General features: G+C 60.6%; 19 protein-coding genes, 2 tRNA genes and 1 riboswitch. Of the genes, 14 read left to right on the forward strand and 7 right to left on the reverse strand.

Features of this window, described 5'->3' with window-relative positions; all coding sequences use genetic code 11:
- Positions 1 to 110 precede the first annotated feature (110 nt).
- Positions 111 to 197: transfer RNA gene (locus B5E42_RS06810), tRNA-Leu, on the forward strand.
- 3 nt (positions 198 to 200) lie between these two features.
- Positions 201 to 277 (forward strand) — tRNA-Met (locus tag B5E42_RS06815).
- Positions 278 to 371: 94 nt separating this feature from the next.
- Here B5E42_RS06815 and B5E42_RS06820 read toward each other — a convergent pair.
- Together B5E42_RS06820 and B5E42_RS06825 are read right to left on the reverse strand one after the other, a co-directional pair.
- Positions 372 to 1,772 carry a tyrosine-type recombinase/integrase gene (locus B5E42_RS06820; RefSeq protein WP_162613920.1) on the reverse strand — a complete coding sequence of 467 codons (1,401 nt, stop codon included), beginning with the start codon at positions 1,770 to 1,772 and terminating at the stop codon, positions 372 to 374.
- 119 nt (positions 1,773 to 1,891) lie between these two features.
- Entirely contained in the window at positions 1,892 to 2,107 is a 216-nt protein-coding gene (locus B5E42_RS06825) for a hypothetical protein (RefSeq protein ID WP_087237966.1), read from the reverse strand.
- 310 nt (positions 2,108 to 2,417) lie between these two features.
- Here B5E42_RS06825 and B5E42_RS06830 point away from each other — a divergent pair, with 310 nt between their 5' ends.
- The 4 genes from B5E42_RS06830 to B5E42_RS06845 all read left to right on the forward strand — a co-directional run bounded on the left by B5E42_RS06830 (position 2,418) and on the right by B5E42_RS06845 (position 3,587).
- Complete coding sequence (locus B5E42_RS06830; protein WP_141242474.1) at positions 2,418 to 2,687, forward strand: hypothetical protein; 270 nt, start codon at positions 2,418 to 2,420, stop codon at positions 2,685 to 2,687.
- 123 nt (positions 2,688 to 2,810) lie between these two features.
- Entirely contained in the window at positions 2,811 to 3,053 is a 243-nt protein-coding gene (locus B5E42_RS06835) for a hypothetical protein (protein WP_087237969.1), read from the forward strand.
- Positions 3,050 to 3,361, forward strand: coding sequence for a hypothetical protein (locus tag B5E42_RS06840; protein WP_087237971.1), 312 nt, complete (start codon positions 3,050 to 3,052; stop codon positions 3,359 to 3,361). Before B5E42_RS06835 ends, B5E42_RS06840 begins: the two co-directional genes overlap by 4 nt.
- Complete coding sequence (locus B5E42_RS06845; RefSeq protein ID WP_087237973.1) at positions 3,354 to 3,587, forward strand: hypothetical protein; 234 nt, start codon at positions 3,354 to 3,356, stop codon at positions 3,585 to 3,587. The genes B5E42_RS06840 and B5E42_RS06845 overlap by 8 nt, the downstream gene beginning before the upstream one ends.
- A gap of 280 nt (positions 3,588 to 3,867) precedes the next feature.
- On the opposite strand, the gene B5E42_RS06850 is transcribed toward B5E42_RS06845, so the two are convergent.
- The 5 genes from B5E42_RS06850 to B5E42_RS06875 all read right to left on the reverse strand — a co-directional run bounded on the left by B5E42_RS06850 (position 3,868) and on the right by B5E42_RS06875 (position 7,283).
- Entirely contained in the window at positions 3,868 to 4,479 is a 612-nt protein-coding gene (locus B5E42_RS06850; protein WP_087237975.1) for a sigma-70 family RNA polymerase sigma factor, read from the reverse strand.
- 78 nt (positions 4,480 to 4,557) lie between these two features.
- Positions 4,558 to 4,890 (reverse strand): hypothetical protein, encoded by a 333-nt coding sequence (locus B5E42_RS06855; RefSeq protein WP_087237977.1) that lies wholly within the window; start codon positions 4,888 to 4,890, stop codon positions 4,558 to 4,560.
- A gap of 167 nt (positions 4,891 to 5,057) precedes the next feature.
- Entirely contained in the window at positions 5,058 to 6,683 is a 1,626-nt protein-coding gene (locus B5E42_RS06865) for a YfjI family protein (RefSeq protein WP_087237981.1), read from the reverse strand.
- 5 nt (positions 6,684 to 6,688) lie between these two features.
- A complete protein-coding gene (locus tag B5E42_RS06870) occupies positions 6,689 to 7,078 on the reverse strand; it encodes a hypothetical protein (protein ID WP_087237983.1) in 390 nt (129 codons plus the stop codon).
- A 4-nt stretch (positions 7,079 to 7,082) separates the two neighbouring features.
- Positions 7,083 to 7,283 (reverse strand): excisionase family DNA-binding protein, encoded by a 201-nt coding sequence (locus B5E42_RS06875; RefSeq protein ID WP_141242476.1) that lies wholly within the window; start codon positions 7,281 to 7,283, stop codon positions 7,083 to 7,085.
- Between the two features lie 1,003 nt (positions 7,284 to 8,286).
- Positions 8,287 to 8,480, forward strand: a riboswitch (cobalamin riboswitch).
- Between the two features lie 161 nt (positions 8,481 to 8,641).
- On the opposite strand from B5E42_RS06875, the gene B5E42_RS06880 reads away from it, so the two are divergent.
- From B5E42_RS06880 to B5E42_RS06915, 8 genes are all read left to right on the forward strand, one after another.
- Entirely contained in the window at positions 8,642 to 9,649 is a 1,008-nt protein-coding gene (locus B5E42_RS06880) for an AAA family ATPase (RefSeq protein WP_087237987.1), read from the forward strand.
- Positions 9,642 to 11,510 (forward strand): VWA domain-containing protein, encoded by a 1,869-nt coding sequence (locus tag B5E42_RS06885; protein WP_087237989.1) that lies wholly within the window; start codon positions 9,642 to 9,644, stop codon positions 11,508 to 11,510. Before B5E42_RS06880 ends, B5E42_RS06885 begins: the two co-directional genes overlap by 8 nt.
- A 10-nt stretch (positions 11,511 to 11,520) precedes the next feature.
- The gene (gene cobN, locus B5E42_RS06890) at positions 11,521 to 15,267 is read left to right on the forward strand and encodes a cobaltochelatase subunit CobN (RefSeq protein WP_087237991.1); all 3,747 of its coding nucleotides are present in this window, start codon (positions 11,521 to 11,523) and stop codon (positions 15,265 to 15,267) included.
- A complete protein-coding gene (locus tag B5E42_RS06895) occupies positions 15,264 to 16,358 on the forward strand; it encodes a radical SAM protein (RefSeq protein WP_087237993.1) in 1,095 nt (364 codons plus the stop codon). The genes cobN and B5E42_RS06895 overlap by 4 nt, the downstream gene beginning before the upstream one ends.
- Positions 16,355 to 17,539 carry an ABC transporter substrate-binding protein gene (locus B5E42_RS06900; RefSeq protein ID WP_087237995.1) on the forward strand — a complete coding sequence of 395 codons (1,185 nt, stop codon included), beginning with the start codon at positions 16,355 to 16,357 and terminating at the stop codon, positions 17,537 to 17,539. Before B5E42_RS06895 ends, B5E42_RS06900 begins: the two co-directional genes overlap by 4 nt.
- Positions 17,540 to 17,638: 99 nt before the next feature.
- Positions 17,639 to 18,652, forward strand: coding sequence for an iron ABC transporter permease (locus tag B5E42_RS06905; protein ID WP_087237997.1), 1,014 nt, complete (start codon positions 17,639 to 17,641; stop codon positions 18,650 to 18,652).
- A complete protein-coding gene (locus B5E42_RS06910; RefSeq protein ID WP_087237999.1) occupies positions 18,652 to 19,899 on the forward strand; it encodes an ABC transporter ATP-binding protein in 1,248 nt (415 codons plus the stop codon). The genes B5E42_RS06905 and B5E42_RS06910 overlap by 1 nt, the downstream gene beginning before the upstream one ends.
- On the forward strand, positions 19,851 to 21,566 hold the full coding sequence (locus B5E42_RS06915) for an ABC transporter ATP-binding protein (protein ID WP_087238001.1): 1,716 nt from the start codon (positions 19,851 to 19,853) through the stop codon (positions 21,564 to 21,566). The genes B5E42_RS06910 and B5E42_RS06915 overlap by 49 nt, the downstream gene beginning before the upstream one ends.
- The last annotated feature ends 37 nt before the right edge of the window (positions 21,567 to 21,603 follow it).

Genomic DNA, 21,603 nt, shown 5'->3' on the forward strand with positions numbered 1-21,603 from the left:
CCTCCCCCGCCCGCCACGCCCCGGCGGGCTGAAATTTAGGGCTTGACAAATCCATTCCGTTGTCATATAATAATCAAGCACTCAAAAAACGCGAGACTGGAGCCCTCCACGCCGGAGTGGCGGAATTGGCAGACGCCCGGGACTTAAAATCCCGTGGGAGTAATCCCGTGCCGGTTCGACCCCGGTCTCCGGCACCATATCGCGGGGTAGAGCAGTTTGGTAGCTCGTCGGGCTCATAACCCGGAGGTCGAAGGTTCAAATCCTTCCCCCGCAACCATAAGAAACCCTGTAGCCGCAACGGTTACAGGGTTTTCTTTTTATTTCCAGATGGTAGCCCGAGCGGGCGTTTAGCGCACATTTGGCGCACAGCGTTATCCGCTGGCCTTTTTCTGTGCGGGTCTGAGCATCACGTCGGCAAGGCACTCACTGGCCTGTTCATCCGCCTGCCGGATGATGTGGGAATAGATGTCAGTGGTGGTGCTTACCTTCGCGTGGCCCAGGCGCTTGGAGACGGCCACCACGTCCTTCCCCTCGCTGATCAGGATGGAAGCCATAGTATGCCGGAACGCATGGGGGTTGATGTGGGGAAGGTCGTGCCGCATGGAGAACTTGCGCAACCATGCCGTTATGCTGTCGGGAATCATCGGCTCCCCGTTGTCCTTCACAAACAGGAAATCGGTGTCGTGCCAGCGGTCGCCGTTTTTTAGGCGCTGCTCCAGATACCAGCCGCGATATTGCTTCAATAGGTTCATGGTCTCGGTGGGCAACTTGATAAAGCGGACGGTGCTGGTTTTGGTGGTGTCCTCGTATATGCCCCGCTTGGGAGAATATAGCAGATTGATGTCAATGCGGATCTGACTGTTTCCGAAGTCCACCCGGCTCCACCGCAGCCCCATCACTTCACCCCGGCGGCATCCGGTTATCAGCAGGAGGTGGGTAATCACCTTCCACTTCAATGGCTCACACTCCAGGGCCTCCCGGATACGGATAACGTCCTCCACCTGGAAGTAATTCACCTCTTTGGCCGTCGCCTTTGGCGGTGTGGCCTTTGACGCCGCATTATATGGCACCAGCATTTCCCGTTCCGCCTGGGCCAGTATAGTTCGGATAAGCCGGTGGTGCTCCAGGATTGTTTTGCTGGACAGGCTGGAGTTTTCTTTTTCCACCTGGAACAGCTTGCCCACATCCTGCCCCAGCACTTGGGCGATTGCCTGGGCGGTGGGCAGTTCAACCCGCTTCCCCTGACAGGCCGCCGTGATTGTAGCAGGAGACACCCCCGCCGCCTCTGCGGCCTTTGCCCGGCTCACCCCCTGCTTTTTGAGCATGGCCGAGAGGTCGACAACCGTGTGGGCCTTGTCAGCTCTGCGGCTTACCCCGTCCTCTCCCAGGGCCTTGTAAAAGGCGTTGAGGTGCTGCGGGCGGAGGTCTACCAGCTTTATGTGGCCGATTGCTGGTATAATGCGCTCCATCAATTCCCCATACCGTTCCAGGGTGCGGTATTTATCCCCGGCCCGCTCCTTCAGCTCCAGCACATACTTTGCATACTCGGCGAAGGTCTGGCGGTTGTCAGCCTGGAAACCCAGTTCGATTTCCCGCTCAAACTCAAAGGCCACCCGCTGCACTTCCTTCTCCATCTGCCGCTCTGTCATGGGGCGCTCTGGTGCCCAGGTCTTATAATGCCGGATCTGCTTCCCGGTCATATCCCGGCCCTTTGTGACGGTGATCTTGAAGCTGGTGCCGGTCTTGCCGTCTATCCTCTTGATATTTGCCATAGAATCCTCCTTGTCCATCCGCGCCCGGTATGGTACAATAAGGACGCGGTTTTGATTCTTTTGTCGGGTCTGAATCGCTCTTGCCGCCTTTGGTGTTCGCTGCACCAGGGGCGGCTTTTTCATGTTCCGTCCTCTTTGGCCCCACCAGCGGCTTTATCCCGTTCCATAGTCTCGTCTATGGCCCGGTTGATAAAGCCCGTGGTGCTCTCTCCCTGGGCCTCTGCGTGGGCCTGGACGGCGCTGCGCCGCTCCGGGGTCATTCTAATTTCTACCCGTGCAAACTTTTCAATGTAGTTCTTCTGTGCCCGCTTTTGGGCCTCTGTCTTTTCTCCCATGTTGGCCTCCTTCCTGGGGGGCGGGAAATTTCCGGCACCTCTCCCATCATGTCTGTATTATATCACAAAAAGCAACCTACCGGTAGATACAATCTCCACAAATCTACCGGTAGACATTCGTACATTCCGCCGATTGATATCTACCGGTATATATGCTATAATTCATAATGTCAAGAGGGACAGGCGAAGGTGGACGATAGAATCAAGACCACCACGCAAGAGCGGAACGGGATACCGTCAGTCACCCCCGGGAGGGTGCAGGTAACGCCCACCGCCGCCAGGCCCACCAGAAAACAAGGAGGTAAACAGCATGAGCACTGCCGAACTAGAAATGAAGATCCGGGAGCTGCGCCAGCTCCAGCAGTTGATTGAGGAGGCCCAGACAGAGGCCGAGGGCATCCGGGACGCTATCAAGGCCCACATGGGCGCACAGGAGGCCATTAAGGCCGGAGAGTACACGGTGACGTGGAAGCCCGTCAAAACCGCCAGAATCGACACCACGGCCCTGAGAGCGGCCCTGCCGGAGGTGGCGGCCCGCTTCACCCGTACCAGCACCACCCGCCGCTTCTGCGTGGCATAAATGAAAGAGCCCTTACACGGCCACCCTTCCACAAGCGCCGTATAAGAGCCCACAACCACCCCGGAGGGGGTCAAGGGCATTGTACCACGGCCCCCTCCAGATTTCAAGATGGAGGAGATACCAATGGATATGATAATCGACGGGCAGAACTACCCAATCACGGGCGCAATTGAGGATGAAGCACTGGGGCCCATTCCCATTATAGACTTGCATCTGATGAGTGATTATGACTGGCACGTTAGCTGTCTAAAAAGCCGCCTGGAAAACCCGGATATGTATCGGCGTGTGCTCGGTGAGGATGTAGATTCCGTGATTGCCAAGCTGCAAGCTGCCATAGCCAAATGCAGAGAGGCGGTGGCGGTATGATTACATTCCCCGTCACACCGGAGGCGTTCACAGCCTACCAGGAGCAGCTTGCCGAGCGAGAGCTGATGGAGCGAGAGCGGGAGGCCACGGCCGCATGGGTAGAGGGCTTCAACCTCAGTTACGAAGACGGCTTGGAGCAAGACACCGACGCGCTGGAGGATTCACTTGCTAAAATGGACGAGCTGATCACACGGAGGGACAATAGCCCTGCGGTGCGGGATATTCTCCGAGTATGCCGCCGGTGGATCATAACCGCCTGGAAGCAGGGCTTCCATGACGCAGAGGAAAGGAGCCTAGCAGATGGATGATAACTTACTAACCGCGCTGTACCATGCCGCCAGCAGCGAGGAACCGGACACGATGGACGGCCCCAGCCTGTGCGACTACTACCAGCGCAGGAATGAGACAGAACACACCCGCCGCGCCCTGGTGGACGCTGTGGGCGACGATGTGGACGTGGATAGCTACGGGGTGGCTATGGAGTGCCAGGGCTTTATAAACGGCTTCCGGCTGGCTCTGGGGCTGTGCAGGTGAAGGAAAGGGGCTGCCCACACGGGCGGCCCCTTTTTCTGTGGATCTGCTCAGAGTGGGAAAAGGCTGCCCCCGCCGTTCCCTCCGGTCATGTCCCCCGCTCCGGAAGAAGGGGGGGCCTTTTTAGGGTGTCTGAAATGACCGGATGCTCAGGGTTCGCTCTAGCTTCGCTCGTTGTTCGTTCCCTTTTTAGGGGCTCGGAAATCTCGGAGTTCCTCCGGAGTTCGTTCCCCCTTTTTTAGGGCCTGTAAAATGTGAGGATCTTCGCGGCCTCCTCACGGCTTTACCGATAGTCCCGCAACGTTTTGGACACCCTGGGGTGACGCAGCGCCCGCAGGGCTGCCGCCTCCAGCTTGCGCACCTCCTTCTCCGGTACGCCGGTAGCCGCCGAGATTTCCGCCGTGGTCTGGTTCATCCAATACCGCCGCTGGATTTCCTCTCTCTGGCCCTCTGGAAGCCCCTCCACGGCCCTGTGAAGGGTATCCCATACTCCGACACCCTCCAGGACTTCCGCCGCCTGTGTGTCTGGTATTACGTCGGCCAGGGTGAGGGTATCGTCCTCGTCTCCGACTGGTGCCTCCAGACTGAGGGCCCGGTCAAGCGGGTCTAGGCGGTCGCGCTGTGTGCGCTGCCCTGTGGACTCTGTAAACGCCGCTTTGAGCCGCAGCCCGTACCACGTGAGGAACTGCCCCGCCTCCGCTCTCCAGCCCTCCAGCGCGTCCAGGAGCGCCAGGAAGGCCGATTGCTCCAAGTCCTCCAGTGTCACACCACCCCGGCCCAGATACACCCACCGGCGGGCCTGCTGGAGCGCAAAGCGCCGCACCTGTCCCCACAGCTCCATGACCCTGTCCCGTTTTCCCGCTCGGATCACCGCCACCAGCTCCTCGTTGGTCATTGTCCTGCCGCCCCTTTCGTGGTAGAATGTGGGTGACAGGTTCACACTCCCACACGGGGCCGCTTCGGCGGCTCTTTTTTATGTGTCTATTTTCTGCGCTTTTTGGTACATTTCCATCCAATCACATATCTGCATGGTCACCAGCCAGCCGGAGCGGTTGCGGCGGTGGAACACAGCGGGCGCTCCATCCCGGAAGCGGTCAGCATCCCGGACGGCCTGGGCCATTGCCTCCGGCACGTTCAGCCGCTCATTGCGCTTGCACTCAATATGGACACCAGAGAGGCCCACAAGGTCAGGCGTGGCCCCATAGCTCACAGCCTGCCCCGGCTGCACATCGTACCCGTACCCCTGGAGGAGCTGGGCAAGCTCCAACTCACCCGCACGGCCCTTGCGCTGGCTTGCTCTACCCATTGGGATCTCCGTTCAGTTCGTTGCTGATTACCTCCAGATGCTCCGCAATTTCTTCCAATGCCTGCGCGATCTTCACCAATACGTTGTATATAGGGTCATTCACTGTTTCGCCGTCTCCTTTGATTTTTATCCTGCGTATCCTGTGGAAAGCATGGAAATGATGGAATTTATGCCGCATCATTTCCATTGTTTCCATCGTTTCCAGCTATAGCCGGGTTGATAAAATATGCTGTTTGCGTCCGATTGTTATACCCGACATCGGTTTCAATTTCCCGGAGGTATCTGCGCTCTACCAGAATATTCAAGGCTGCTTCCATGTCCTCCGCTTTACCAAATTTCCCACGGCATAGCCGGGTCAGCTCCGAGCGGGTTACCTTGCTCAACTGGGCAGAGGACAGCCGCTTTAGAATATACTTTGCATCCGCTTGGCTCTCGTCCGCCCCCATGAGCTGGTATGCGGCCTCTGCATGGCTGGAAAAAAACTCCCCCAGTCTGGTTGCTCCGGCCATCGTCTCTGCACTAATGGGGATTTCTGTGGGGTTTCCCATGCACTCGGCGGCGTGCATCAATGCCGCGATGCGGACAACGGCCCCGGTAAGCTTGCCCCCCCAGTCTCGCATGAACTCCCATTCGTTGCCCAGTTTCTTCTCTATGTACTCCTGATAGCTCTTGCGTATCTCGTCAGCCTCCTGGGAGAGCCGGATAATACCACTCCCCTGATTACTCAGGATCCGGCGCACAAACGCCCGGTATTCCTCCCTCACGTTGTCAGGAATAGGCGGCGGGGAAATTGCCCGGTGTCCTACTTTTGATTTACAGACAGCATACAGGAATCTCCCGCACAACCCGCGCCCCCGGAATGTGGAGTTACCGATTACGCCGTTCAAAACGTCCGGCTGGATGGTCAGCATCATGGTCAGGCGCGGGGCTTTTATGTGGTTTGCTTTCCGCCCGATCCGGTCAACGGTAATCGGATCACCAGAATGGCCCTTTAGGTATATATCAAAATTGGCCCCCTTTTCATATCGCCCCGACATGCTGTCAAATACCCCGCCCTCTGCGGAGCACACAGTAATACAGCCGCCTTGTGCGTCCATAATATCCACCAGCTTCTCCGGCGTGGTGTCGTCTGCCAGGAGTCGGAAGGGGTGCTTGTCCTTAAACTCCGCAAGCTGCGCGGACAGCTCCAGGGCTTCCTCCCGCATTTCTTCGAAGTTTGTTTTGTTTTTGGCGGCGCTGTTCTTGGCCGCCTCCAGGGCCTTTTCCAGCAAAGCTCGCTCGGTCTGGTTCTGCGCAATCTCGGCGGCCTCTGCCGTTCTGACCTCGGCCTCATATTCATAGATTGGTTTATTCAGCGCAGAGATTACCGCGCTCTTTCGCTCACCAGGGGGTGCAACCGCAGAGGTGTAGAGGCAAAGCGGTTCTTGCCAGTCTCGGGTAACTTCAACCTCATGTCTTCTCTGAAATGCCGTTGCCAGAACGCCGAGCGACAAAGTACCGCCCATCTCCTCCGGGGTCTGTGTGCTCTCGGCCAGACACTCCACAAAGGCCCCCAGCGGGCCGGGAAGCGCATCCACCGGGAAATCCGGGGTCTGGATTTCCTCAAAGGGGATCGGCCTCTCCCAGCCCGTGGGGCGCGGGCCAAAAGCCTCCAAAGGATTACCGCCCCTGTCCACAATGGCCTTTGCAGCATCCGCCATCTCCTGGTAAGTGAAATCGTTTCGGCTTCTCAGCGACTCCACATCGTCCAGCGTAAAGCCGAGTTCAAGTAAATAGTTGAGGGGATCACCCAATGGTATCACCCCTCTGCCCGTTCAATGGCCCGGGCGGACTTCATAATCTCACCGGCCCTGTGGCGCATGGAGCGGACGCAGGCGGCCCTTTCGTGCTCTGTGGCGGGTAGATAGTAGCCTGTGACATTATCCGCCAGAATGGGCACCCCTTCGTGCCGCTCCCGCTCGATCATCAGGCGCACCGTGCGCCCATCTAACCCGGTCAGCTTCTCCAGGTGACGGCGTGGAATTGCGTTCTCCTGCCCATAGCTGAGAAGATCCGCAATTTTCCGTTGACCGCCGGGGCCCTGGGTGGTATGCTTTTGGTGGGAAACGTCGCCTTTCCAGTGATTTTCCCGCCCGGCCTGCTCCGGTGTTGCAGCACTGGAGTGGGCCATCTTCTTTACTTCTGCCATGTGCTCACCCCCTCAAAGCCGCAGCACCATCCGACGGGGAAAACAGGAACTCCTCCAGCCTGTCCAGATCCAGCAGATATTTCCGCCCTGCTCTTGAACTGGGGATTTCCCCTGCAATCACCTTCCGTCTGATTGCCGTCTTGGTCAAAGCTGTGTCCGGGTCAATGGCCCTGACATACTCGGCGGCCTGGTCAATCGTTCTCATTCGCATTTTAACACACCCTTTCATGAAGTCGAACGCGCGTTCGCGTCCTCTAATATTATTATATCTATTAGGGCAAATGTCCGCAACCTATACTATATTAATAAAGAAATGCGCATAAATTTTTGCACAATATGCCGCTAGGAGCAGGTGCGAACCGCTACGACCGGAAATCTGTAAATAAATTTCACAAAAGGTCAGAATATACAATATTTTCACAATAAATATGAGTAGTCTGTAACTCAATAAATTGCTTTTCTCTGTTTTTACCAGAGGGCCTTGTGAGGAAACATGAAATGTCCCTGTTCAGCCGGCCCAATCATCTGTTTTGGCGCACATTTGGCGCACAAGGACATGAAAAAACGCCGCAGTCTATGAAAGGCTACGGCAAGAGTAAACCCGCAAAGCATTGAAATATCAGGGATTATGAGAAGCTGTGATAAAAGGTAAAATGAGGAAATCTCACCTCATAACCCGGAGGTCGGAGGTTCAAATCCTCCCCCCGCAACCATAAAAGTACCGTATTCCGTTGGAATGCGGTACTTTTTTTCACTTTTTCGACCACTTGTTTTTTGCGTTTCTAACACTTTTCTAACACAACGTCCTGTGAAATGGTCTGCGGCAGCGGCAATTTGCTGATGTCGAGCCTATATCCTCTGAAATTGATGTTGTCCTAAGGAGTGCTAGATTGCCGTATATCCTCTTATTGAAACTCCCCTCCCACGCGGCTCAACACTGCCCAAATGTACGCGTCATGCACTACGCTGAAAACAGCGCACGTGGCTGCGACAACTGGCACTCCTGGTCCATAATTTCTACGAGTGAATACACCTGACAACTTCTGGTCAAAAGCGGATTATGATGTCCGCCTGCAAAAGATATTTGATGGACGCCTGTGACAGGCCGAATATGCTGTTCGCCCATTCTCGAGCTGGCGAAATCCATCTAAAAAGAAATTAGCAATTGACAATGAATGAAATGGAGAATACAATCAAGATATCAAAAGTAAAATAGCAAGCGCACAGGTGTGCCCTCTCCTTCGGGAGAGGACAGAAAAGGGAAGCCGGGTGAAACTCCCGCACAGGGCCGCTGCTGTAATTGCGGAGTCCCGCCAAGAATGCCACTGGTAGAGAATACCGGGAAGGCGGCGAGGATGAGGATGCATGAGTCAGAAAACCTGCCTGCTGCGTGCACAGAAATGCTCTTCGGATCTCAGGAGCCAGTGTGCGGCAGAGGAATCCCCTTCCCATAGGCGAGGTGGATTGTTTGCAGGCATATGCCGGGATTGGAGCATGCTCCAATCCCGGCTTTTTATATGTTATGGTACATGCAGTTTGATGGAGAAAGGCGGGTCATGCCCAATGGAACGATATGAATATCCCTTTGCGGCAATCGTAGGACAGGAGAAACTGAAAACCGCGCTGCTACTTAACTTGGTAGATCCCCGCCTCGGCGGTGTGCTTATCCAGGGAGAGAAAGGGACGGCCAAGTCTACAGCGGTACGCGGTTTGGCGGCGCTGATGGATGAGGTGGAAGTAACCGAGGGGTGCCCCTTCCACTGCAGAATAGACGGAGAAATGCTGTGTGATGAATGCCGCACCAAACCGGACAGACATACGGCACGCTATCGAAGACGGGTGGTGGAGCTCCCGGTAAGCGCCACAGAGGATCGGGTAGTGGGTACTCTGGATCTGGAACGGGCGCTGAAAGAAGGGGTGAAGGCATTTGAGCCCGGGCTGCTGGCTCAGGCAAATGGGAACATCCTCTATGTAGACGAGATCAACCTGTTGGAGGACCACATCGTAGATGTGCTGCTGGATTCCGCCGCGATGGGGGTAAATACCGTGGAACGGGAGGGGGTCTCCTACAGCCACCCGGCCCGCTTTATTCTGGTAGGCACCATGAACCCGGAGGAGGGAGATCTCCGCCCCCAGCTGTTGGATCGTTTCGGCCTGATGGTGGAGGTGCACGGCGAGCCGGAAGCGGAGGCCCGCAAGGAGGTCGTCCGCCGGCGGCTGGCCTTTGAGACAGACCCAGCCGCATTCTGTGCGTTCTATGAGCCAGAGCAGGAGAAACTGCGGCGGCGCATCGCGGCGGCGCAGGACCGTCTGTCTCAAGTGGCTCTTCCCGAGGCGCTCTTTGACACGGTGGCGCGTGTCTGCACTGCGCTCCAGGTGGACGGCCACCGCGCGGACATCACCATGCTCAAGACGGCACGGGCCTTGGCCGCCTTGGATGGACGACAGGAGGCAGCCGAGGGAGATCTGCGGCAGGCGGCAGAGCTGGCCCTGCCCCACCGGCTGCGCCGGGCTCCCTTTGAGCAGGGGGGCGGCGCCGAACTTAACTGGGGGGAACTGTTCCATGGATAGAGCCCGATATCCCTTCTCCGCCGTGGTGGGTCAGGAGCGGGCAAAGCAGGCGCTTCTCTGCCTGGCTGTGGAGCCCCGCATCGGGGGCGTACTGCTGTGCGGAGAAAAAGGGACGGCTAAGTCCACCCTGGTGAGGGCCATGGGTGGGTTGGAGGGCGTACACCTGGTGGAGCTACCTGTGAGCACCACGGAGGACATGCTTTTGGGCGGCGTGGAGCTGGAGACGGCGGTGCGCACTGGCCGGCGGCAATTCCAACCCGGTCTGCTGGCTCGGGCCGACGGGGCAGTGCTGTACGCCGATGAGATCAATCTGCTTCCCGCCGCTCTGAGCGGTGCCCTGCTGGACACCCTGGAGAGCGGGGTGTGCCGGGTGGAGCGGGACGGCATTTCCCATACCTGTCCCGCCCGATTTTCTCTGGTAGGAACCATGAATCCGGAGGAGGGGATCCTTCGGCCTCAACTGCTGGACCGCTTTGGCATCTATGTTGCGGTAATCGGAGAGACAGAGCCGGAGTCCCGGAAAGAGGTGGTCCGCCGCGCTCTGGCTTTTGAGACAGATCCCGTCGGATTTCGCGCCCAATGGGCCAGGCAGGAGGCGCGGCTGTCCGAGACAGTGGCCTCCGCCCGTGCGCTCCTGCCGCAGGTATCTGTGGGAGAGGCGGAGGAGCAGGCGGCCTGTCTGTTGGCGCGGCAGGCCAATGCCGCCGGGCACCGGGCGGAGCTATCCATTCTGCACACAGCCCGTGCTCTGGCCGCACTTGCGGGACGGACATATCTAAACATGGACGATCTCCATACGGCGGCGGAGCTGGCCCTGCCCCACCGTCGGCGGGAGGGGTGCGAAACGCCGCCATCCCGGAAGGCGGAGGCGCCAGCCCCCCAGGAGCCGCAACCGGACAGCAGCTCCCGGGACAGAGGAGGTTCAGTGGAGGACGTCCAGCCTCCGGCGGAAGATTTACCGCCGGACAGGGCACAGCCTCCTGCACCGCATTCTCAGCAGGGCCAGTCCCGGGAAAGGCTGGAGCAGGGGGAAGAGGTCTATGAGGTGCGCGCCCTGCTCACGGGCCGGGCTGACCGCTTGGCTCGGAGAGGCAGCGGACGGCGCAGCAAGACCCGCTCCGCCACCCGGCGGGGGCGGGCCGTGGGCGACCGCATTCCACAGGGAAAGGCAGAGGATCTGGCGATAGGCGCTACGCTGAGGGCCGCCGCACCCTACCAGCAGGTCCGCGGAGGAGGAGCGGCTGGGCTGGTTCTTCTGCCCTCTGATTTTCGGGTGAAGGTGCGGGAAAGCCGTGTCGGCGCGGATATCGTGTTTGCCGTGGACGCCAGCGGCTCCATGGGGGCGGCCCGGCGGATGAAAGAGGTCAAGGAGGCGGTGCTCTCCATGCTGATGGATTCCTACCAAAGGCGCGACCGGGTAGGGCTGGTGGCCTTCCGGGGCGGAGAGGCGTCCACACTGCTGGCGCTTACGCGCAGTGTGGAGCTGGCCCAGCGGGAGCTGCAATTTCTCCCCACCGGCGGCCGTACCCCGTTGGCGGCCGGACTGGAGGAGGCGCGCCGCCTCCTGGAGCTCCAGCGCCGCCGGATGAAGGAGTCCCTGCCGCTGCTGGTCCTAATCACAGACGGGCGGGCCAATTTCAGTCGGGGCGGAGACCCGGTGGAGGAGGCCATTCAGGCGGCCAGGAGGGTAGCTGAGTCCCACATTCCTGCCGTGGTTATCGATACAGAGCGTCAGTTTGTCTCCCTAGGGCTGGCGGCCCGGCTGGCTCAGGAGATGGGTGCGCCCTGCTACCGGGTGGAGGAGCTGCGGGCCAGGCCCCTGGCGCAGCTGGTACGCGGACACAGTCCGGCGGCGGGTTGAGGAGGCTTTTATGGTAAAGCTGCTTTTTGTGCTCATGAATGAATATCGGCTCTGGGCCCTGCCCCAGGCCCTGACCGCGCTGGAGCGCCGGTATCCCGGTTTAGTGGAGGGATGGGTTTACTCTGTGCGGGAGGTCAACGCTGATGCCGCACTGGAGCGGGCGCTTTTGGATGACGCTGCGCGGGCGGATATGGCCTTTCTGGCTTCCCACGGCTCTATCCAGAACCTCTGCTGTTTTTCGCGGCTTTGGAAAACGCTGGAGGGGCGACCGGTCTATTTTACCTCCACCATGGGGGATGAACTGGCCGAGCTGCTCCCCGAACTGGGCCTGGAGCCGTCGCTCTACGCCGCGCTGGACGCTTATTACCAGGCCGGAAGCCCGGAGGATCTGGAGGAGCTGATGCTCTGCGCTGTCAACGGGCGATTTGGAGGCGGCTATCCGCTCCGCCCCCCGACCCCTCCCCGAGGGCAGGGTGTGTATACCCTGGAGGGCTTTCTGCCGCCGGAGTCCGAAGAGCGTTACCGAGCGCAGATGGCCGCAGAGACCCGGCCGGTGATCGGTGTGCTGATCCATGACCATTATGCCAAGACCGGAAATCTGGAGCACGTGGACGCCCTGCTGCGCGCGATCCAGGCCCGGGGGTACGTCCCTTTCGCCTTGGCGGATTCTTTTGCGGCCGACCATGGGGCGGAACGGGGCATGCTCTACCGGATGGAGCGTGCTTACCGAAGGGAAGACGGCACACCCATCCCGGCAGCGCTGGTGGTGTCCTACGGCTTCAGCCTGACCACCCTGTCCGGACGCGAGGCGCGAGCGGGTCAGGTTCCCTCCAGCGTATTTGAGGACTGGGGCCTTCCGGTGATTCAGGGCCTTACCACTTATTTCAGCGCGGATGAATACCGCCGGGACATCCGGGGGCTGGATCTGGTCTCCCTGCCCGTGTGCGTCTACCAGCCGGAGTTTGACGGGCAGCTCATTTCCGTGCCCTATGCGGTGACAGAGCGGGTGGCAGACGGGAGAAAGGTATGCCGTCCTCTGCCTGACCGGGTGGAGCGGGTGGCAGAGCTGGCCTGCCGATGGGCGGGACTGGCCAGGAAGCCCATGGCGGAGAAGAAGCTGGCCATTATCCTCCACAACATGCCGCCCCGAAACGACACCATCGGCAGCGCCCATGGCCTGGACACGCCGGAGACGGTATTCCGGGTGATCCGCGCTTTGGAGGCGCGGGGTCTGCAGACGGAGCACCCCTTCACGGATGGGGCCGAGATCATCGACCGCATCCGGGCTGCGGTGACCAACGACAGCCGGTGGCTCTCCCCGGAGGCCGCGCTGGAACGGGCGGCGGCAACGGTGCCGGCGGCGCAGTATCAAGCGTGGTTTGACCGCCTCAACCCCGAGACCCGGTCGCAGATGAAGGAGAGCTGGGGGCCCGCCCCTGGTACCGTCATGGTATCCGGCGGACAGATCATTATCCCAGGCATCCGCAACGGCAACCTTTTCGTGGGGCTGCAGCCTCTGCGCTCCGCCCCGGAACAGGCGGAGGAGCTCTACCACAGCACCGACAGCACACCGCCCCATTCCTATCTGGCCTTTTATCGCTGGGTGGACGAGGTGTTTGGGGCAGATGCGGTGCTCCATGTGGGCACCCACGGCACCCTGGAGTGGCTTCCGGGCAAGGAGATCGGGCTGTCCTCCGGCTGCTTTGGAGACATCTGTATCGGCGGCATACCCCATCTGTACATCTACAATATCAGCATACTGGGTGAGGGCATGCAGGCAAAGCGGCGCTCCTACGCCTGCATCCACGACCACCTGATCCCCTCCATGGATGACTCGGACACCTATGGCGGGCTCACAGATCTGGATGAGGCTATTGACGGCTATTATCACGCCAGGCAGGCCAGACCCGCCCAGGTGCCGGCGCTTCTGGAGCGAATTTTTACGCTGGCGGAGGAACTGAAGGTGGCCACAGATCTAAAGCTGAGCCGGGCGGATCTGGAGGCAGACCCGGAGACGGGCGTGGGGTGTCTCCACCGCTGGGTGAGCCGCATCAAGACCTCTCTGGTGCGGGATGGGCTGCATATTTATGGGCAGGCCCCCGAGGGGACGCAATTGGACAATCTGGCGCGGGCCCTGGTTCGGGTGCCCAACGGCGGAGTGCCCGCTCTGGAGGATAGCATCCTGCTGGCTCAGGGCTGGGAGCCGGGGGAGCTGCGGGCCGCGCCAGAGCGTATCTTCCCCGACGGGCGCACCGCCCTGCGCATCCGCGACGGAGCGGTGGAGACGGCGCGCCGGCTCTTTTCCAGCCTGGCGGGACAGGGGTACCGGCCCGATTCGGTGGCAGGGATTCTGGCGTCGGAGGATTTTCCGGGAGACACAGCTCCATTGGCAGGGACGTTGGATTTTGTATGCCGTCAAGTGGTGCCCCGGCTGTGCCAGACCACGGACGAGATGGAGCTGCTGCTGGCGGGCGTCGAGGGGCGGTTCATTCCGCCGCTGCCCGGAGGCAGCCCATCCCGAGGAAATGTCCACATCCTGCCCACCGGCCGGAATTTCTATGCCATCGATCCGGCGGCCGTCCCCAGCCGGGCCGCCTGGGCGGTGGGGCAGACACTGGCGGAGCAGGCCATTGCGGCCTACCGCACTCAGAAGGGGGAGCCCTGGCCGGAGAGCGTGGCCATTGTGGTCTACTCCGACGAGTGCATGAAAACCCATGGCGAGGACATCGCAGAGGTGTTCGCCCTGATGGGTGTGCGTCCCCTCTATCTGGGGCAGACCGACAAGGTGGTGGGGGTAGAGCCCATCCCTCTGGAGGAATTGGGCCGTCCTCGCATCGATACTGTGCTACGCATCAGCGGCCTGTTCCGTGATACCTTCCCCAATGTGGTGGAGTTGGTGGAGCGGGCGGTGTTGGCTGTGGCCAGCCTGGACGAGAGCCCGGAGCAGAACTTTATCAAAAAACATACCGACCAGGAGCGGGAGCGGCTGGTCGCCCAGGGCCTGAGCAAAAACGAGGCGGCGGAGCAGGCAACTTTGCGGGTGTTCGGCTGCCCGCCCGGCACCTATGGGGCGGGAGTGAGCAAGGCAATTCACAGCCAGAACTGGGAGAGCTGGACAGACCTGAGCCAGATCTATACCCTCTGGAGCGCCCACGGATACAGCAGCCGCTTTCACGGACAGGCCATGCCGGAGCTGTTCCGCAGCCGGCTCTCCTCTGTGGGGGTGACCATCAAAAACGAGTCCTCGGTGGAGATCGATATGCTGGACAGCGATGACTTTTACAGCTACCATGGCGGCCTGATTGCCTGCGTCCGGGACTGCAGCGGTCAGAAGCCTGTCTCCGTGGCGGGACTCACCGCCGACCCCGCCAGGCCGGAGACCTCCGACGTGGAGACTGAACTGGCCCGGGTCATGCGCAGCCGTATTCTCAACCCCAAATGGCTGGAGGGGCTCAAGCGCCACGGCTACAAGGGCGCCCAGGAACTCTCCACCACCTTTGACACCTTCTTCGGTTGGGACGCGTCCGCAGAGGTGGCGTCTGACTGGATGTATGACGCCATGGCCCGGCAGTTCCTCCTGGATAAGGAAACCCGGCAGTGGATGGAGCAGGTCAACGACGCAGCGGTGCTCCAGATGAGCGAGCGATTCCTGGAAGCTTACCAGCGGGGCATGTGGCAGGCGGGCGAGGAGGAGCTGCGGGCCATCCAGCGCATCTATATGGACATGGAGGGCGTCATGGAGGATGGATACCAATGAAGGCGGGGCTGGACACCCTGGTTCTGCGCCTTACCAACCGCTGTAATCTGAGCTGCGCCTACTGCTACGCTGAGGGAGAACCGGCGGGGGCGGATCTGCCGCCGGAGCTGGCAGTAAAAGCGGTCTCCCTGGCCTGCCCGCCGGGTGGGAGCCTGCATATTCAGTTTACCGGCGGGGAGCCCCTGCTTTGTTGGGATACGGCGGCGCAGGTGCTGGACTTCGGGCGGGCCACCGGGCGGCAGATCCAAGCCTCCCTTCAGACCAACGGCACCCTGCTTACCCCGGAGCTCTGCCAGGAGCTGAAGGCAAGACAGGTAGCGGTAGGTGTGAGTCTGGACGGTGTAGCCGCGGACAACGCCGCGCGTTTCTTCCCCGGGGGCTCCCCCTCCTTCCCGGCCGCAGTTCAGGGGCTTCAGGCTCTGGCAGAGGCCGGTATGGTGGTCAATCTGACCGCAGTGGTAACGGCAGTCAATGTGCAGAACCTGGATCGGCTGCTGGAGTTTGCGCTCTGGTGCGGCAATATCCACGGAGTAGGATTGGACCTGGTGCGGCCCCAGGGCCGGGGCGCGGGGGCGGAGCTATTTCCTTCTCCACAGGCGCTGGAGGAGGGCATGAGCCGCCTACTGGCACGATACGACCAGCTGGCCGGTCTTGGTCGGCCGGTGCGGCTCAAGGAACTGGAGCGGCTGCGCCTGCTTCTGCGCACAGGGCGGCGGAGAGACTGCTATTGCAATGCCCAGACGGGCCGCTCTCTGGCGGTGACTCCGGACGGCTGCCTGTGGCCCTGCTCCGCTCTGGCCGGCGTGGATGGATGCCTTCTGGGGCAGTCAGATGCGGGGGCATGGCCGCCGCAGCGGCCTTGCCCCGGGTTGGAGCCGCCGGAGGTATGTACCCGCTGCCCTGCCTTTGGGCTCTGCGGCGGGGGATGTCCTGCCGCCCGGCTGGCCGGCTTTTCTCAGCTGGACTGCCAGATGCACCGGAAGATGCTGGAGCACGCCTGCCGACTGGAGGGGAAGCTGGAGTTGTGGAATACGTGGCAGAACACGTTTCCAGATAGAGAAAACCCATATCATGAGGAGGAATTGGAATGAAACAACATCTGCACCGGATGGCGGGGCTCTGCCTGGCCGTCACCCTATTGCTGACCGCAGCGGGCTGCGGTCAGCAGGCCGTTCAGGAGAGCACCACCCCCTCTCCCGTGGTGGAGACAACTGCAATGGATAAAAACGACTTGACCGTCGTGCGAAGCATGGAGCTCCAGTACGCCAACAATTTTTCGGTGGACTACTGTGCCAACGGCTGCAAAATCATCACTGACGGTGCGGGCCAGAAGTTCCTGTGGCTGCCAGAGGGGGGCGAAGTCCCGGATGATACGGGGGACATGACGGTGCTTCAGGCTCCGCTGACCAAGCTGGGCTGCTTTTCCACCACCCATGCCACCCTGTTCCATGCCATCGGGGCGCTGGATAAGGTCAGTCTGGTGACCACCGATAAGGACAAGTGGTACATCGAGCAGGTGGCTCAGCAGATGGAGGACGGCACCACCACTTACGTGGGCAAGAACTCCGCCCCCGACTATGAGCTCATCAGCGCCGCCGCCCCTCAGATCATCCTGATTTCTGCAAACACCATGCACGGCAGTGACGAGGTGCTGGCCAAGCTGGATGAGCTGGGCATCCCCTACATCGCGGACAGCCAGCATCTGGAGAACCATCCGCTTGGCCGGGTGGAGTGGGTCAAGCTGGTGGGCGCCCTGCTGGACATGGAGGCGGAGGCAGATGCCTACTTTGACGAGGAGGTGCAGCGGGTGAACGCCGTGGCCGAGAGCGTGGCCGGGGAGAGTGAGCACCCCTCCATCCTCCAGACCTATATCTTCAAAGGAACCGTCTATGTGCGCAACGGCGGCGACTACGTCAACAAGATGCTGGAGCTGGCCGGCGGCACCTATCCCTTCGCCGAGCTGGAACCCGACCAGGGCGGTAATACCAAGATGACGGTGGAGGAGTTCTATCAGGGAGCGGTGGATGCCGATATTCTGATCTATGACAATACCAGTGACGTCAGCGTCTCTACCGTGGCCGATATTCTGGCCAATGGCGACTATCTGGGCGACATGAAGGCCATCCAAGAGGGCAACGTCTGGGGGATCCAGAAAAACTACTGGCAGTCGGCCGATGACGTGGCCACCATGATTGAAGATCTTGCAACCATCATCTATCATCCGGAAAACGCGGATCAGCTCCACTATTTCTACAAGCTGCCCGCAGAATAAGCGGCGGAGCCCGACCGTTTGGTCGGGCCCTGCCGGGAGCCGTCTGCCGCAGTGGGGGACGGCTCCCGACAGGGAAACGCACGGGAGGGAGAGAGGAACATGAAACAAAGCACCCGAAATGTCGTAGGCTTCGCTGTTCTGGCGGTTCTGCTGGCCGTCTTGTTCTACTGGAACATCAACACTGGTTCGGTTCATCTGAGCCTGGAGCGTATTTTTACCCTTCTCCGCTGGGGCAACGACGGCTCTATGGAGGGCAACATCCTGTGGAAGATCCGCCTGTCCCGCCTGCTGGGTGCGGCGCTTCTGGGTGGGGCACTGTCCATCGCAGGCTTCTTGCTCCAAACCTTCTTCAAAAACCCGATTGCAGGCCCCTTTGTGCTGGGGATCTCGTCCGGCTCCCGCCTGTTTGTGGGTTTTTTTCTTCTGGCTGCTACCCCCATTGTAACGGGGAATTTTTCTCCCTATGTGATCTTCCTGGCGGCCTTCGCGGGGGCACTGGCCGCCATGGCCCTGGTGCTGGCCGTGTCCAGCCGGGTGCAGAATCTGGCCATGCTGCTGGTTATCGGTATGATGATCGGGTACATCTGCGATGCGGGCACGGACTTTATGATCACATTCGCTGAGAGTAATCAGCTCCAGAATTTCACGGTCTGGACGATGGGCAGTTTTTCCGGCCTGACCTGGGCCACATTGGGGGCATCCGCCCTCATCACCTTCCCCACGGTGCTTCTGGTGTTCCTCCTGTCCAAGCCCCTGGGGGCTTACCTGCTGGGGGAGAGCTATGCCAAGAGCATGGGGGTCAACATCAAGGGGTTCCGCGTGGCACTGATCCTCCTGTCCAGCATCCTGTCGGCCTGCGTAACCGCCTTTGCCGGTCCCATCTCCTTTGTGGGCATCGCCGTGCCCCATATCACCCGCATGCTCTTTCGCACATCTCGGCCCATGGTGCTCATACCGGCCACCTTTCTCACAGGAAGCGTATTCTGCCTGGCCTGTGACCTCATTGCCCGCACGGCGTTTGCCCCAACGGAGCTCACCATCAGCACCGTCACCTCGGTGTTGGGCGCCCCTGTAGTCATCTGGCTTATGATCAAGCGCAGGAGGAACAGCTGATGTATTTTGAAACACAGAAGCTGTCGGTGGGCTACCACCGGCAGCCCCTCATCAAAGACATTGACATTGGTATCTGGCAGGGGGGTATCCTCTGCCTGATCGGTCCCAACGGCTCGGGGAAATCCACCATCCTGCGCAGCATCACGCGGCATCTGGCCAAGCTGGGAGGGGTGGTCACCATCGGCGGCGGCGATCTGGACAAGATGAGCGACAAGGAGCTGGCCCGCCATGTGTCGGTGGTGCTCACCGACCGGGTGGAGCCGGATCTCATGACCTGCTGGGAGGTGGTGGCGGCCGGGCGCTACCCCTACACCAACCATTTTGGAAAGCTCTCGCAGGAGGATCAGCGCATTGTGGAGGAGTCTATGAAGCGGGTGAATGCACTGGATCTGCGGGAGCAGCGGTTTACCGAACTCAGCGATGGACAGAAGCAGCGGGTGCTGCTGGCCAGAGCTCTATGCCAGCAGCCGGAGGTTATTGTCCTGGATGAGCCCACCAGCTATCTGGACATCCGCCATAAAATTGAACTGCTGAACATCCTCCGGGAAATGACCGCCGGCCGGGGACTGTCCGTGGTGCTCTCCCTCCACGAGGTGGACCTGGCCACCAAGCTGGCCGATGTGGTGGTGCTGGTGAAGGACAATGCCATCTTCCGCTGCGGCGCGCCGGAGGATGTACTGAATGACAGCATCATCCGGCAGCTCTACGGCATTCACGACGGCACCTTCAATCTGCTCCTGGGGAGTGTAGAGCTCTGCGGCGCGGCGGGGAACCCCCGCGTGTTCGTGGTGCCCGGAGAGGGCAGGGGAGCCCCCTGCTTCCGGGCCCTTCAAAAGCGGGGGATCCCCTTTGCCACAGGAATTCTCCAGCGGTGCGACGTGGACTGTGCAGTGTCAGAAACCCTTGCGGCCCGCCGATATACGGCGGATAGTTTCTCTCCGCCGGCCTCGGACACTCTGCGTGCCGCTATCGCGGCGGCCTGCGGCTCCGCCTGTGTGGTGGACAGCGGTGCTGCGATAGGCGCCTATAACCAGGAAAATATGGAACTGCTGCGGGCGGCGGCAAAGGCCGGTGTGCCGATTCTCACCCTGCGCCGGGAGGCGCTGAAGGTCCTGGGGGCCGCGCGCCGCTTCGACACCGTCAGAGCTTTGGCCGATGAAGCGGCCCGGCTTGTGTCTACGGGAAAGGGGGGAGCATCTTGTCCCTCATCTGGTGCTATCTCAGACGCTATCGCTGGTACTGCCTGACGGCCCTCCTGTTTGTCCTGATTGAGGCAAACTGTGAACTGCTGCTGCCGACGCTGATGGCGCGAATGATCGACGAGGGCGTGCGATCAGGGCAGATAGACCGCATCCTAGAGCTGGGCGGCTGGATGGCCGGGGCTGCCATAGGCGGCATTGTGTGCGTGCTCGTGCGCAATCTCTGCTCCGGGACGGCTTCCCAGCGGTTTGGGGCGGATCTCCGACGGGGACTGTTTGCCAAGTGCCTTCATCTCACGGAGGGCGGCGTGGATCAGGTGGGGAGCGGTTCTCTGGTGACCAGGATGTCCAGCGACTGTGACCAGCTCGCCAAATCGGTAAACTCCGCCCTGCGCATTGGCATCAAGGCGCCTGTCCTGTGCGTCGGCAGCGTAGCCTACGCCATGGGACTGGACGCGGGCTTGAGCTGGATTGTCCTTGCGGTGGTTCTGGCGGTGACGGCGCTCATTGCGGGCTATGTGGTGCAGAGCAGCCGGCGCTTCCGCCGCGTGCGGGATGCCATGGATCAGGTCAATGCGACTGTGCAGGACTTCCTGCGGGGTATCCGTTTGATCCGCGCCTTGGGACGGGAGGAGTCGGAGACCCGCCGTTTTCAGGTGTGTAGCGCGGAACTGGAGGAAGCGGGCATTCACCTTCAGCTGCTATCCGCCTGGTTTGCCCCGCTGGTCACCCTCACCGTAAATCTCGGCACGGTTGCAGTGCTGTGGGCGGCGGGGACTTGGGAGGTGGAGGTGGGTACCGTATCCGCTTTTGTCACCTACATGACCCAGATGCTCACCTCCCTGATGACCCTGGTGGATGTATTCAAACTTCTCATACGGGCGCAGACCTCGGCGCAGCGGGTGGAGGAGGTGCTTCAGCTTCCGGAGGAAGAAGATCCGGCACAGCCAGAGCACATGGGGGCAGAGGAGCCGGTGCTGGAACTGCGGCATGTGACCTTCGCGTATCCCGGCGGCAGCGGAGTCCCCGCCCTGCGCGATGTTTCCTTCTCACTGCGGCGGGGTGAGCGGCTGGCTGTGGTGGGCCCCACTGGCGCGGGGAAATCCACTCTGGCCTGGCTCTGTGCCAGGCTCTATGAGCCGCAGTTGGGAGAGATACGGCTGGGCGGGCGGCTGCTAAGCTGTCTTCCACTGGAACAGATTCGACGGCAGGTGGCGGTGGCCGCCCAGAAAAGCGCCCTGTTTTCCGGCACGGTTCGGGACAATCTATCCATGGGAGACCGGAGCGCGGGGGAAGATCAGCTCTATGCCGCTCTGGAGGCCGCCCAAGCGGCTGATTTCGTAAAAGATGCCGGCGGACTGAGCGCCCGGCTGGACCAGGGGGGCGCCAACCTCTCAGGCGGGCAGCGGCAGCGCCTCTCTCTGGCCAGAGCCCTGCTCAGGGAGAGCGCAGTGTTGATCCTGGATGACTGCACCAGTGCGCTGGACCCTGGAACGGAACATAAGGTTCTCGCCGGCATCGGGAGAAACCCCAACCAGGCGGTGCTCCTCATTACACAGAAAATACGCGCCGCCAGCGGGATGGATCGGATTCTGGTACTGGAGGAAGGTTGGCAGGCAGGGCTGGGAACCCATGAATTTCTGATGGACAGCTGCCCTGCCTACCGCGAACTCTGGACCTCCCAGGCTTTGGAGGTGAACACAGATGGCACATAGCGGGCGGGCGGCCGGGGGGCCGCCCCTGCCACCACAG

The sequence above is a fragment of the Flavonifractor sp. An10 genome, assembly GCF_002161215.1.
Taxonomy (GTDB): Bacteria; Bacillota; Clostridia; order Oscillospirales; family Oscillospiraceae; genus Flavonifractor; species Flavonifractor avistercoris.

Excerpts from the sequence above, each read along its gene's own strand:
- B5E42_RS06885 (WP_087237989.1), top strand. The coding sequence starts at position 9,642 with ATGGATAGAGCCCGATATCCCTTCTCCGCCGTGGTGGGTCAGGAGCGG.
- B5E42_RS06840 (WP_087237971.1), top strand. The coding sequence starts at position 3,050 with ATGATTACATTCCCCGTCACACCGGAGGCGTTCACAGCCTACCAGGAG.
- B5E42_RS06875 (WP_141242476.1), bottom strand. The coding sequence starts at position 7,283 with ATGAGAACGATTGACCAGGCCGCCGAGTATGTCAGGGCCATTGACCCG.
- B5E42_RS06845 (WP_087237973.1), top strand. The coding sequence starts at position 3,354 with ATGGATGATAACTTACTAACCGCGCTGTACCATGCCGCCAGCAGCGAG.
- B5E42_RS06870 (WP_087237983.1), bottom strand. The coding sequence starts at position 7,078 with ATGGCAGAAGTAAAGAAGATGGCCCACTCCAGTGCTGCAACACCGGAG.
- B5E42_RS06910 (WP_087237999.1), top strand. The coding sequence starts at position 18,652 with ATGTATTTTGAAACACAGAAGCTGTCGGTGGGCTACCACCGGCAGCCC.
- B5E42_RS06895 (WP_087237993.1), top strand. The coding sequence starts at position 15,264 with ATGAAGGCGGGGCTGGACACCCTGGTTCTGCGCCTTACCAACCGCTGT.
- B5E42_RS06830 (WP_141242474.1), top strand. The coding sequence starts at position 2,418 with ATGAGCACTGCCGAACTAGAAATGAAGATCCGGGAGCTGCGCCAGCTC.
- B5E42_RS06835 (WP_087237969.1), top strand. The coding sequence starts at position 2,811 with ATGGATATGATAATCGACGGGCAGAACTACCCAATCACGGGCGCAATT.
- B5E42_RS06855 (WP_087237977.1), bottom strand. The coding sequence starts at position 4,890 with ATGGGTAGAGCAAGCCAGCGCAAGGGCCGTGCGGGTGAGTTGGAGCTT.
- B5E42_RS06820 (WP_162613920.1), bottom strand. The coding sequence starts at position 1,772 with ATGGCAAATATCAAGAGGATAGACGGCAAGACCGGCACCAGCTTCAAG.
- B5E42_RS06905 (WP_087237997.1), top strand. The coding sequence starts at position 17,639 with ATGAAACAAAGCACCCGAAATGTCGTAGGCTTCGCTGTTCTGGCGGTT.
- B5E42_RS06900 (WP_087237995.1), top strand. The coding sequence starts at position 16,355 with ATGAAACAACATCTGCACCGGATGGCGGGGCTCTGCCTGGCCGTCACC.
- B5E42_RS06825 (WP_087237966.1), bottom strand. The coding sequence starts at position 2,107 with ATGGGAGAAAAGACAGAGGCCCAAAAGCGGGCACAGAAGAACTACATT.
- B5E42_RS06850 (WP_087237975.1), bottom strand. The coding sequence starts at position 4,479 with ATGACCAACGAGGAGCTGGTGGCGGTGATCCGAGCGGGAAAACGGGAC.
- cobN (WP_087237991.1), top strand. The coding sequence starts at position 11,521 with ATGGTAAAGCTGCTTTTTGTGCTCATGAATGAATATCGGCTCTGGGCC.
- B5E42_RS06880 (WP_087237987.1), top strand. The coding sequence starts at position 8,642 with ATGGAACGATATGAATATCCCTTTGCGGCAATCGTAGGACAGGAGAAA.